This is a genomic window from Winslowiella sp. 2C04 (assembly GCF_050037805.1).
Classification (GTDB): domain Bacteria; phylum Pseudomonadota; class Gammaproteobacteria; order Enterobacterales; family Enterobacteriaceae; genus Erwinia; species Erwinia toletana_A.
In genome coordinates this window covers 408,196-422,226 of the sequence record NZ_CP188300.1, presented here as the reverse complement: position 1 = coordinate 422,226, position 14,031 = coordinate 408,196, and the positions used below count along the sequence as shown (strand labels likewise).

Sequence of the window (14,031 nt, the reverse complement as noted above, 5' to 3'; positions counted from 1 at the left end):
CAAACCACCGCCATTAATTACGGCTGTCTCCTGTCGGATCATTTATAAATTTCGGATCAACAACACCCGGCATATTCAGGAAAGTGCCTTCCTTGAGTGGTACGGTAAAATCAATAGTGGGATTATTCTTCTCAATAATATCTATGCCGTCAATCAACCTGCCGTAATAGCGCACGGAAAGAGCATGAATATTGTCACCTTCTTTGACATTATGAATCAGAGCATCTGCAGCATAGTTTCCATTAAATCGGCTTTCCGGAAGTTTTATCGTAACACCGGGCTGTGGATAATCGTTGCTTGTAAGTTCATCAGCATTAGATAACAAGATGTGATTCTGATGATCATAATTTCCGTAAAACTTGTAGGAAATCGCAGCGTAAGACTCGCCTGGCTTAACAGTATGCTCCCGTTCTCTTATCTCTGGTTTAATAGCATGTTTATCTCCACGGGCCTCTCCGGGAATCGAGATGCTTGCCCCTTGCTTGAGGGCATTACCAGGAAGTAAATGTTGCTGGTTTTCCTGAATCAACAGACCAATTTTTGTGTACGGAATAGCATAAAGTTGAGCGACAGACTCAATATTCTCCCCTTTAAGAACAATATGTTTACGGTTAAGTTGAAGATTATTTGTTTTTGACTCAACCGAACTGCTCGCATCGCCATTCTGCAGACTCTGGTCTGCACGTTTAACCCCCTGCTGCACAGCGGGCTTGCTCTCTGAAACCTGGTGACTCTGCTTTGCCAGACCACTTTGCTCAATCTTATCGGAATATTGAGGCTCAACGATATTAACCATATTCAGGACAGTTTCTTCTTTAAGTTCAGAGAAAATATTAATGTCAGGATTATTTATCATTATATGGGTTATGCCGACAGAGCTACCGTAATAGCGCTGGGCAAGCTGTTGCACGTTTTCACCCGCTTTAACTCTATGGACTAGGGTGTCCGAATTATAATTTCCATCAAACCTACTGTCCGGAAGGATTATCCGACGGCCAGGCTCTGGATTGATAGTCACCCCAGGATTAACATCCGCTATTTTCTGCCGATTATCATGATTTCCATAAAATCGATAGGAGATCGTTTCAATACTATCACCCGGCTTGGTGGTATAAATTCGGAGTTTTGTTTCTGGTTTAATAGGGTTATCTCTGCGTGCCTCTTCAGGAATGATGATGGTACCCGGTGCAAGATTATTACCCGGTAACAATATCTGCTGGTTGGCCTGAGCCAACAGCCCAATCTTTGTAGCTGGAACGTTGAACTCTCTGGCAATGCTCTCAAGAGTATCACCTCGCTCTACCCGATAACTTTGACCATTCAGCAGATGATTCGGAGAAAAAGACTTCTTTTGAACAGGCCTGACATCATCGAGACTCTGTAGCCCGCCAGTTCTGGTTTTAGGAACCAGATTATTCTCACCAGACTGGTGAATATTGGTATAACGAACATTATCCGGGATAAATAGCTCTCCCCCAACCTTAATGTTTTTAACCGATTGTAATGCATATTCATTGGCCGCAATAAACTGCGCATACTGAGCCGGTCTGATGCCAAAAGCGCTGGCGATAGCATGGAAGCTATCCCCCGGCTGAACGATATATCTCTGGCCTTTAGCCTGAACTTGATAGGCAGCAGGATTACTGCGTCCTGCCGCCAGATTATGATCATTCGTCGCCTGCTCACTTACCCCCATAGCAGACCGGCCGGAAACTCTCTGAGAATTTTCGGCGTGTTCCTGCACCAGGCCTTTATTAAGATTTAAAGGCAGTTCCTTGTAAAATTCAGGACAAGTGTACTTTGAAACTTTTAATACCGTGCCAGCGGGAGGGATATCACCAACACCTGGATTCAACTCGCGTAACTTATTAGCTCCGACATTACTGTCGTAATACAAACCGCCGAGCTCTTCCAGAGTCTGGCCTGATTTAACCTCATGCGTAAAGTCAGGTACGGTATATGTTCCATTAAAAAGGCTGCCTGGCATCGATAATTCTCCACCTGGTGGCAGGTTGCGTAGATCGGCAGGTAAGCCTTTATCAATGCTGGCAAGTATGATCAGATTCCAGTCGTTGTAATTGCCGTAATACTGGTAGGAAAGATTCTCGAGAGTATCACCTTGCACCGTAGTATGGATTCTGTCTTGTGGACGAATAGCGCTGTCCGGAATGATCAGAATTTGCCCTGGGGCGATGTCAAAGACGCTATTAAGAGTGTAACTGTTAGCTTTAACGATGAGATCAAAATTCGACGGATGAATGCCAAGATGCACACTCATAGCATAGATGTTATCGCCTTCTTTCACTTCATAGAATTGCGCCGAAACCCCATTAGTCTGACTCAAGGGTGGCAGGGAAGCTTGCTGTGATATTACTGGTTGGGTTACTGCTTCCGCTTTTTTCGGCTGCTTCTCACTGGAATCGCCGCTTACCTCAGCTGACGCGATCATGCCAACCACTCCAGATGTCAAATGACCTACGCGTGCACCAATCGAATCTCCAGCAACACCAAACATGGCTTCCTTCATCACATTGACGTCTTTAAATTCTGCTTTCCATGGAAGTTTCAAACTCGGAAACATGGATTTAGCCAGTGGTATGCCGAGTGTTAAGCCGCCATCGACAAGAAGAGTATTCAGCACATTTTCCTCAACAGCGGCCAGAACTGCTGCCCTGCTCTCCTCGTCATCGGCCAGCGCCACCTTTAGCATATCTTTAGTAACTGATAATCCGGCAGATGCCGCTATCTGGCAAAGCATCACATACATTCCATTTGCAGCCATGGCACCACCCATACCACCCACAGTAATTGCCATTCCACTCCCAAGGAACATAAAACCAAGGTCAATCATTCTGTCGAGTAAATGTTCACCCGATGTCTTAACCATACTGTTAATATCATCTTTTGCACGATGCATTACGACTCTTAACGCATCCTTACCAAGGGTATCTTCCTTACTTGTGGTTATTGGTGACTTAAAATTGGGTTGATGCATTAACCGCTGATTGGTCGCAGTGCTGGAATCGTAAAACGCGAAGGCTTTCTTTCTGCTTTCATCGGTTTTATATTTATACTGAGCATTGGCATCCAGATGATCTACAATCCATTTTTGCGTTTGTTTATTTTCAATACCAAACTCAGTATTATTGATAACAGTATGTGAACCTGAAGCATCCCATGCAAGAATGTTATCACCGACACGCACTGCAACGACTTCTGTCAGTACATAACCGTAAAAAAGCACATGTTCACCGACATCCTTGCCAGACTGAATAGCATCAAGCTGCCCTCTGAACTCACTTAACTCAGGCTTTTTAGCTAAATTTATCGCGGCACTTTTAAACGAAGTATCGTAAAATGTCACCAGCGCCGCTGTTTTGTCCTCATCCTTGCTGAGAGTCTCCAGGTTTTTTTCAAAGGCTTTAACTATTTGTTGCGTCAGACTTTCTGGCCGGACCTTCTTTGATATATACCAGTTTGTTCCAAGATTACTTCCGCTACCATCAGGTACGGTATTAGATCCACCAGGATTGAGCGCCTCCCTCAAATCCATTGAAACATTCTTATCCCATTTAATATCCCAATCTATGGTACTCACCTTCCCCATGGCGAGTTCCTTCAGCGTAATCTCACGGCTTCCTCCACTGGTATTACTTCCTATACCACGCAAATTTATTTTGCTGTCAGGAGAGTCAAGACCTCCACGTTGCTCCTTCGGAAATTTATTAATAATCCCACTGATATAATTTTTAATAAATGTTTCAGGATGTAACTCTCCTGACATTCTGATAACAGCGCCATCTTTAAACTTATTAAGATGATTTTGCGCTATAATCTCAAGATATTTAGGATCCCAGCGTCTACGCACCTCAGCCGACTGATCAAGTCTCTCCTGCATAGACTTAACTTTTTCTTTCAGACTACTATCTTCGTTTTCTTTTTGGCTAATATTTTCGGTTATAGATTTTAGTTCTTTTTGCAACTCAGCAACGTTAGTTTCACTCCCCTGAGACTGGCTATTACTTTCTATTTTAATACTATTTTCCAATGAAAGTTTCTGCGATCTTAAATAATTAAGTTCCTTCGTTACTTTTTGTTTTTCATTAACTGTTTGTTGCAACTCAAAAGGTGTAACAATATTGACCCCTTTAGGGCTCCCTTTACCATATGCATTTAATAATTTTTGTCGCTCTAAAGGCGTCAGAATACTCATACCCGCTGCCCGCTTATTTCTCAACTTAGCGGTATCTTCGCTCGGTGCTCCTTCTTTTATCTGCCTGACCAGATCATCTGACTCCTGGTCACTTACTCCTTTTTCTTTCAGATAAGATTTTAACTCCTGTAGCTCCCTGTCAGTTTGCTGTTGAGCAGATGCCTTAGCAGCCACAATCTCTCCAACAGCCGCAGCAACGGCTTCACCCGCTGCCGCCATCTTTAAATTATTCGTTTTGTTTTCAACGTAGGCCGCCTTTACGATGTCTACCCCTTCAGACAGCGGCATGGACGCGATGGAAGACGTGGCGCTTTCCACCAGATCTTTCATCAGGTTATACGAAAATTTATCCGCACCGTCGCGCGCCAGGGAATAACCGGTCAGGGCCGCGCTCGCTAAAAATTTCCACATGTGCGGCAGCACAAAGTCAGCCACCTGCTTCGTCAGCTGAGTGAGGAAGCTTACTCCCAGCACCGCCGCCTCTTTGGCCGGCGCCGGCTGCCCCGGCATCACCGCATGCTGCAGGCTGCTGTACGCCTGATAAAAGGTCAGCGGCAGCAGCGCCGCCTTCAGTATGCTCAGGTTCGGGATTAGATTGCGCGGCAGGCAGGACGTCAGCCGCTCGACCGTCATGTCCACGCTGGCGCAAACCAGCCTGCCCACCATGCTGCTGCGGCCCGCCTTCGCCAGGTACTCACCCGCCGTCGGGTATTTCGCCATCACTTCTTCGATCGTTTCGGGCGTCAGCAGCGTGCCATTGCCCGCGGCGACCACCGCCGCCATCACTCTGGCCAGCATCGCCGTCCCGTCCGGGTCATCCTTTTTGCCGAAGTGCCCGGGTATTTCTTTATTGACCACCTCCGCGACCATCCTGTCGAACAGCCACGGCTTAAACCCGGGATCTGCCTGCATTGACGCCTTCATCTGCGCAAAATACTGCCCGAGGTGCAGGGCGATGCGCGCGTCCTTTGAGAACACGTCCACCGGTTTTCCGGTCGCCTTCTGCACCGCCCGGCCAAGCTCCAGCACCGAATCCTGCGCACGTAAACTGGCCTTCTGGCTGCTCACAATTTCCCGGTTGTACTCCTCGAGGCCGGCGCCCTCTGAGCCGGGGCCGGTATTCGCCATGTTGCCCACCGCCCCTTTCATTTTTTCCGCCGCCGCGCGGAAGTGCCGCTCGGCCCGGTCAATCTCGGCCTTGAACGTCCTGAGCTTCTTCACCTGCTTGTCATGCTGTTTATACCGCTCCGCGGTCTCCTTCAGCACCGCCCGCAGCTCTTCCGAGCAGCCTTCCACCTCATCGCGGGCGGCGGACAACGCCTCCGACTGCTGGTTAAACATCAGCTGCGCCTGCTCCCTCAGCTGTGCTTCACTTTTTTCCTTCTTTGCCGCGCCGCCGGGCGTAAGGCCGCCCGCCAGGTGCTGCCCGGCGACTGAGCCCTCTGCCATCTTATCCATTCGGCCGGAGACCCCGTCGGGCGACTTGTCGTATGTCAGGGTCGCCCTTGCCAGCGTCTCCGTCGCCGCGATCAGTTTTTCCGAGGCGTTCTGGTGCTTCGTCATCGCCACCATCAGCGGGTGATAGGCCGCCCGCACCTGGCTGTTTATTTTTTGCGTGACCGCATCCCCGGCCCCTTTTTCGAGCCTGGCTTCAAAAGAGAGGTGGGCATCCCCGACCCAGCGCGCGGCGTCCTGGACGGCGTGGTTAGCCCTGTTGATGTAGCTGGTCGTCAGTTTTGCGACGTGCCTGATGGCGGCCGGCAGCGTCAATCCCTGGTTTGCCGTGCTGCGTACCAAATCGCGGAAAAACGCCGGGCTTTTATGCCAGGCGTTCCCCATCGCTTTTTGCAGCGTTCCAACACTTTCGGCCGAAGTGGCTTTTTCCACCGCGCGGAAGGCTTTTTTAGACAGCTCTGCCAGCTGCCCCATGCGCGACCTGGCCGGCTGGATCGCCTGCTCCATCGCCTTCAGGCTTTCCCGCATCAGCTTCAGCTTTTTGTTGACCAGCCCGGCCTGGATCGCTACCGCTCCGCATGCCCCTTCGGAAAGCGGCGACAGCCTGCCCAGCTCCTTAGTAAAGGCCTTTTCTGCCTGGTCGGTCGCCTTAGCCGCGTCGTGCAGCCCTTCTGCAACCGCCTTTATCAGCGCCGGATCAGAGTCCGGCGCCTTTCCGGCCACCGGCGTTAACAGCCCGCTGGCCACCGGCAGAACCAGGGCGGCCTTCATCAGCGCGTCGGTCTGGGCGCGCAGCGCCTTTTTAAGGCTGGTCACGTCGGCCTGCACGTCCTTGTCTGCTGACGTTATCGCCAGCGTACTGGCTATCGCCTTGTGCAGTGCTTCAGCCACCTCCGTCACGGCCTCACTGCCGCTGCCTTCAGGGGACTGCGCCTTCAGCGACTGGAGCAGGGTGCTGTCCAGTTCAAGATGCAGAATTTTGCTGTTGTGCCCCTTACTGCGGAACTCGTCCAGCATCGGGTAGCTGTATTCCAGCTTGTCCGTAAGCAGCTGGCGCAGCTGATCGAGCTGAAACTGGGCCGCGTGGCAGCCCGGCGCCAGCAGGTCCTTCACGCTGGCGGGCGGCGCGCTGCCGGGCTGATTCGCGGCCATCACCAGTCCGGTCAGGTCCTTAATATCTCTGGCAAAAGTTTTATCTCTCAGCAAGTCCGACAGGAAGGCCGGAACGCCCCCGTCATGCTGCCAGCGCTCCCCGGCATCCATCACGACTTGCCCCAGCAGCTGTCTGGCCTGCGGGCAGACGGAAATGTCAGCCACCGCGGACGGGATATTACCGTTTATCGCCCCGGTGGCTGCGGTCCGGCTGATATACACGGCAGAAGCGGACGACGCAGATTGTAAAAGATTAGGCATAATGAGGTGATCCCGGTCATCAGCGGTCAATAATGATCCCGCAAAGTTAGCGGTATCATTGAGGCCAGTCTTTGGCTTTTGAGCAGGTTCTTCTTATTACTGCGTCATGTTTTTTCAGGGAGAGTAAAGATATTACATAAGGGATTAACACTCCCCCTATGCAGACTTGGCAAGCCGCAGCCACGCTGGAGCAATCAATGCTGAGACTGTTACCTGTTTGAAAGATGCGAAAATCCATTAATTTCATAACATTAAATATTAAACCAATGAGGCCGCAGGATTCCGGCCTCATATTTTATTAGCGGCATAAAGAAAATAACCGATTACTTTTTGGCTTAATATCAATATTATGTCGTTTTGATGGCGATATTTTTAGCTTTCTGCATTAATTTATCGCTGGGCAACATATTTTCCGCAAAATGAAAACCCGCGGAGCCTGGATAGCCGTAATCCTGGTAGATGATACGCTGAGCATTATCCATACTCTGGTATTTATTTAACCAATCCTGCGGATCCATAATGTATGAACCGCCCGGATGATTAAATAACTTACCGCCTTCAGGATCAAATATTTTATCTTCCCCTCCTATCTTTCCTGTCAAAACAAAATGAGCCTTCGGATATTTTTCGCCTTCAGTCCAGATATAAATTCCACGATACTTAATATCTGTAACTCCCTTTTCTTTAAGTGTCTTTTCTAATTTTACCATCAACTCCCGAGAGTGATCAGCTGGCGCATCCATCAGCCGATTAATCTCCGGGTCACCTAACCGTAAGAAATATTTACGTGTCAGAGAAACCTCAGGCTGCCTGACATTTTTTTGTGATTGTAATGGCTCCTGTGGGGAAACATCAGCAGGCGAATCTACTTCTGAAACCCAAGCTGGTGTACTCAATTTTTTTTCTCCAGCAATCAAGCTATCCGTGCTAAAGCGCTTAAACAGAGAAATGCTGCTGATAGACTTCAAAGCACTCTTTAATGCTATATCATGATATATAATACGTTTATCCTTACCCTCTCCTTGATATTTTTTCAGCCAGGCATCATTAGAAAGAATCAATGGATCACTCATCGTCGGGATAGCCTTCTGTGCAGAAAGATCAAATACGTAATCCTTGCCATATTTTTGGGCCACTACCACAAAATGAGGTTTCCCTTCCTGCTGTTTACTATCATCCCATATATGAATAATACGATGACGAAAATTACAGAAACCCTCTTTATTTAGAGCAGTAATCACTGGATCGATGATATTTTTCGCGGCATTTTTATCAGAATTCATTCCTGCTTTCAGCTCAGGCTGGTGATTAACAATTTTTATTAAAAGCTCACCATTACTGGCCTGAATATCCAGTTTCTTACTCAACTGCTCTGTGGTTACGGCCCGTGAAGGTGCCCCTTCTGATGAGCGCCAGCCCGTAGCCCATTTCGGTTTAGTCAGCTGAGTCTCCCCTTTAAAAAGTTGACCATGGTGATTCTTCATATTATATCTTTTTTCATCATAAGCGTATTTTGCCCGAGTTGCATTTGTGAAATCCATGTACATAATATATGCATCATCTGCCTCCTGAGAAACGTTAGCCGCCCACTCATCCTCAGAAAGCACTAAGGGATCATTAAATTGTTTTAAAAACTTATTTACTTCCAGGTCGAAAGCATACTTTTTCCCATGATTTTCAGCAACAACAACATAGTTGACGTCCGCAGTTTTATCCTCTTTATTATCAAATTTAATCACAGCGCGGTACTGGATATTTTTGAAGCCTTTTTCTTTAAGAGAATCCGCAACTATACGCATGATTTTTAGAGAATTATTTTTCTGTTCATTCTGCAGATCAGTAACTTCCTTTGTTTGAAGATCCTTTTTGAAATCCCCACTCTCAATAGCCGCATAAAACATTAAAGCAGGATTTCCTGTTGGTTTCAGCTCAGTCTCTCCATTGCGAACCTTAGTATTGCTATTGCGATTGCAGCTTAAATATTCTTTATAAAAATCATCACGAGTTAAAATGATAAAATTTGGCGAGCTTAAATGATAATCAGTATATAAAACACGATGAAGTTCAGACTTAATGTTATATTTTTCCGTCCACTCACTCAGCTTAGAAATTTCTGGTTTATCATATGTTCCAGTTGATTTATTTCTCGCAAAATCCAGAATATAATCCTGGCCATTTAATTTACCTACCCACGCAAAGTGATTTTGCGATGCGGATTGTTTATTATCATCCCAGACATGCATAGCCCGTACTCTTACATCAGTAAATCCTGCATTATGCATAGCGGATGCAACTCGCCTTATATCCCCTCCTTCTAACTGCCCTACAGCTGATCCTGTAATACTGTTGATTTTTTCATTTCCGGTAATAGCAGATAATATTTTTCTTTTATCGATAAAGGGGGCTGACGTAATATCACTTGACGGTTGCACTGTATCTTTAGCCGGCTGTGGTGATGCATCTATCTGCACGGGTATGAGATCTGCCTCACTTTCGTCTGGTATATCACTATAAAAACTCTCAAACGAAGATGATCCACCGTCATTCGCTATTTTGAAAGCAACATAATTTTCAATCGTATCCTTAACCGGATTAACACTATTCATATGACTCTCCCAGGGAAAATTAACTCCTTTTTTTTCTAAGAGATCAAAAAATTTCGTTTTACTAAACATTAAGGCATCTGAATACATTGAACCAATAACATTCGCCTTAGTCGCACTTAAAATGTTCGCCCCTGTCTCCGGGTCGGCGGCTACTGCTTTGAGCACATCTTTAGCTACCGTTAACCCGGCATTTGCTGCCATTGAATACAAGAATGACGCCGTAGCACTACCGGCACCATTAGATGCCAGTGCCGCAATGAAACCAAGCGCTATATATGCAACATCAATAACCGTATCCAGCGTATTTTCAAAATTACTTGTTACCCGAGTATCAAAATCGATTATAGCTCGTTTACATATAGCCTCCGAAAGCATAGAGCCAACCGTTTTACCCTCATCGATGGTTATCGTTTCTACTTTTTTATTACCGAGTACGAAAGCTCTGAATCCATCCTCATCATTAGCTAAATTATAACTATGCTGAGCGTCTACCGGCATATGTTTAAAAAGCCAGTCAAGGGCTTCTTTATACTCAACACCCTCATCTGTCATTGTCACGATTCTGTGACCACCAAATGCGTTAATCATCAGATAATCTTTACCATCACGAAAGGCAACGGCATCACTTACCGTATATCCAGCTACCTTCAACATTTCAGGTTTTTTGCCACCATTGATATATTCACGTAGCTGTGGCCTAAATCGATCAAGGACAGGATCTTTTTTATCAACGATCTCCATACATGTTGCTTTGATAGTGGTTTCATAATAGAGATCTAAATCTTCTCTATTTAACGTACCTGGTGAGAAAGTCGTTATTTTATTGTAGTACCAAGTTTTAAAATTGCCCGGTAGATTCCCTGAAACTGAGTTACTGGATTTAAGTATTGTACCGTAAGGGTGCTTACCTTGCGGAGAACGGTCGACGGGATATTTCCCATCCGGATATTTAGCTTTCAGCCCCTCGCCGGCCGGATATTTTCCGTTAAAATCGCCAATTCTGACGTTATCATACTTAGTAACATTATATCCATTTGGAAACAGCTTATCTCTTAATTCACGGGAGACATTAGGATGCCAAAGAATATTATATTGTAAGTTACTCACCTTACCAAAAAGCAAATCAGATAACTTGACCTCAATTAATTCACCGCGACTAATATTAAGTTTTATATAGACTTTACTATCAAGATCTTCAATAAAACCGTGTTCTCCACGAGCACCACGCTGCTCCTCAGGAACTGACTTAATCAGTTCATCCATATATATACCAGCAGCCAGTTCCGGTGTGAAAATTCCTCCTACCCGATGATTAAATCCATCGGAGTACTGACGTATTTTATAGTTTATTTTATCGACACTATTTTCAGCAAAGAAGTTTCGCTGAATGGCATCCAACTCTATATCATCATTCTGGGTATTTATATGATCATCACTACGCCGTTTTCGAACCTTAACATTATCGCTGTTATCCTGTAACGACCCCGAATCAACATTACTATCTTGAACTGCCCTATCACCATCGATATTTAGTTCTGTTAGTTGCAGGGCATTCTGATTTTGAGCAACAGATGCAGCGTACGTCATAACCGCAACAGCCTCATCAATCATCTTTAAACCCTGAATTTTATTCTCAACGTAGGCCGCCTTTACGATGTCTACCCCTTCAGAGAGCGGCCTGGATGCAGCAGCAAACGTGGCGTTATCCACCAGATCTTTCATCAGGTTATATGAAAATTTATCCGCACCGTCGCGCGCCAGGGAATAGCCGGTCAGGGCCGCGCTCGCTAAAAATTTCCACATGTGCGGCAGCACAAAGTCAGCCACCTGCTTCGTCAGCTGAGTGAGGAAGCTTGCCCCCAGCACCGCCGCCTCTTTGGCCGGCGCCGGCTGCCCCGGCATCACCGCATGCTGCAGGCTGCTGTACGCCTGATAAAAGGTCAGCGGCAGCAGCGCCGCCTTCAGTATGCTCAGGTTCGGGATTAGATTGCGCGGCAGGCACGACGTCAGCCGCTCGACCGTCATGTCCACGCTGGCGTAAACCAGCCTGCCCACCATGCTGCTGCGGCCCGCCTTCGCCAGGTACTCACCCGCCGTCGGGTATTTCGCCATCACTTCTTCGATCGTTGCGGGCGTCAGCAGCGTGCCATTGCCCGCCGCGACCACCGCCGCCATCACTCTGGCCAGCATCACCGTCCCGTCCGGATCATCCTTTTTGCCGAAGTGCCCGGGTATTTCTTTATTGACTACCTCCCCGACCATCCTGTCGAACAGCCACGGCTTAAACCCGGGATCTGCCTGCATTGACGCCTTCATCTGCGCAAAATACTGCCCGAGGTGCAGGGCGATGCGCGCGTCCTTTGAGAACACGTCCACCGGTTTTCCGGTCGCCTTCTGCACCGCCTGGCCAAGCTCCAGTACCGAATCCTGCGCACGTAAACTGGCCTTCTGGCTGCTCACTATTTCCCGGTTGTACTCCTCCAGGCCGGCGCCCTCTGAGCCGGGGGCGGTATTCGCCATGTTGCCCACCGCCCCTTTCATTTTTTCCGCCGCCGCGCGGAAGTGGCGCTCGGCCCGGTCAATCTCGGCCTTGAACGTCCTGAGCTTCTTCACCTGCTTGTCATGCTGTTTATACCGCTCCGCGGTCTCCTTCAGCACCGCCCGCAGCTCTTCCGAGCAGCCTTCCACCTCATCGCGGGCGGCGGACAACGCCTCCGACTGCTGGTTGAACATCAGCTGCGCCTGCTCCCTCAGCTGTGCTTCACTTTTTTCCTTCTTTGCCGCGCCGCCGGGCGTAAGGCCGCCCGCCAGGTGCTGCCCGGCGGCGGCCAGTGCGCTCCCGGCGGCCGATCCCTCCGTAATTTCATCCATCAAGCCGGAGACCCCGTCCGGCGACTTGTCGTAAGCCAGGGTCGCCCTTGCCAGCGTCTCCGTCGCCGCGATCAGTTTTTCCGAGGCGTTCTGGTGCTTTTTCATCGCCACCAGCAGCGGGTGATAGGCCGCCCGCACCTGGCTGTTTATTTTTTGCGTGACCGCATCCCCGGCCCCTTTTTCGAGCCTGGCTTCAAAAGAGAGGTGGGCATCCCCGACCCAGCGCGCGGCGTCCTGAACGGCGTGGTTAGCCTTGTTGATGTAGCTGGTCGTCAGTTTTGCGACGTGCCTGATGGCGGCCGGCAGCGTCATCCCCTGGTTTGCCGTGCTGCGTACCAAATCGCGGAAAAACGCCGGGCTTTTATGCCAGGCGTTCCCCATCGCTTTTTGCAGCGTTCCAACACTTTCGGCCGAAGTGGCTTTTTCCACCGCGCGGAAGGCTTTTTTAGACAGCTCTGCCAGCTGCCCCATGCGCGACCTGGCCGGCTGGATCGCCTGCTCCATCGCCTTCAGGCTTTCCCGCATCAGCTTCAGCTTTTTGTTGACCAGCCCGGCCTGGATCGCTATCGCTCCGCATGCCCCTTCGGAAAGCGGCGACAGCCTGCCCAGCTCCTTAGTAAAGGCCTTTTCTGCCTGGTCGTTCGCCTTCGCCGCGTCGTGCAGCCCTTCCGCAACCGCCTTTATCAGCGCCGGGTCAGGGTCCGGCGCCTTTCCGGCCACCGGCGTTAACAGCTTGCTGGCCACCGGCAGAGCCAGGGCGGCCTTCATCAGCGCGTCGGTCTGGGCGCGCAGCGCCTTTTTAAGGCTGGTCACGTCGGCCTGCACGTCCTTGTCTGCTGACGTTATCGCCAGCGTACTGGCTATCGCCTTGTGCAGTGCTTCAGCCACCTCCGTCACGGCCTCACTGCCGCTGCCTTCAGGGGACTGCGCCTTCAGCGACTGGAGCAGGGTGCTGTCCAGTTCAAGGTGCAGAATTTTGCTGTTATGCCCCTTACTGCGGAACTCGTCCAGCATCGGATAGCTGTATTCCAGCTTGTCCGTAAGCAGCTGGCGCAGCTGATCGAGCTGAAACTGGGCCGCGTGGCAGCCCGGCGCCAGCAGGTCCTTCACGCTGGCGGGCGGCGCGCTGCCGGGCTGATTCGCGGCCATCAACAGGCCGGTTAACTCCTTAATATCTCCGGCAAAAGTTTTATCTCTCAGCAAATCGGACAGGAAGGCCGGAACGCCCCCGTCATGCTGCCAGCGCTCCCCGGCATCCATCACGACTTGCCCCAGCAGCTGTCTGGCCTGCGGGCAGACGGAAATGTCAGCCACCGCGGACGGGATATTACCGTTTTTCGCCCCGGTGGCTGCGGTCCGGCTGATATACACGGCAGAAGCGGACGACGCAGATTGTAAAAGATTAGGCATAATGAGGTGATCCCGGTCATCAGCGGTCAATAATGATCCCGCAAAGTTAGCGGTATCATTGAG

The 14,031-nt window shown here is 49.3% G+C and carries 2 protein-coding genes; both read right to left on the bottom strand.

Annotated features, from left to right (window positions below; translation table 11 throughout):
* Positions 1 to 13: 13 nt before the first annotated feature.
* Positions 14 to 7,081: a LysM peptidoglycan-binding domain-containing protein gene (locus tag ACP3TC_RS01895; RefSeq protein WP_426817403.1), complete on the bottom strand. Its 7,068-nt coding sequence runs from the start codon at positions 7,079 to 7,081 to the stop codon at positions 14 to 16.
* A gap of 347 nt (positions 7,082 to 7,428) precedes the next feature.
* The gene (locus ACP3TC_RS01890) at positions 7,429 to 13,968 is read right to left on the bottom strand and encodes a hypothetical protein (protein WP_426817402.1); all 6,540 of its coding nucleotides are present in this window, start codon (positions 13,966 to 13,968) and stop codon (positions 7,429 to 7,431) included.
* Positions 13,969 to 14,031 lie beyond the last annotated feature (63 nt).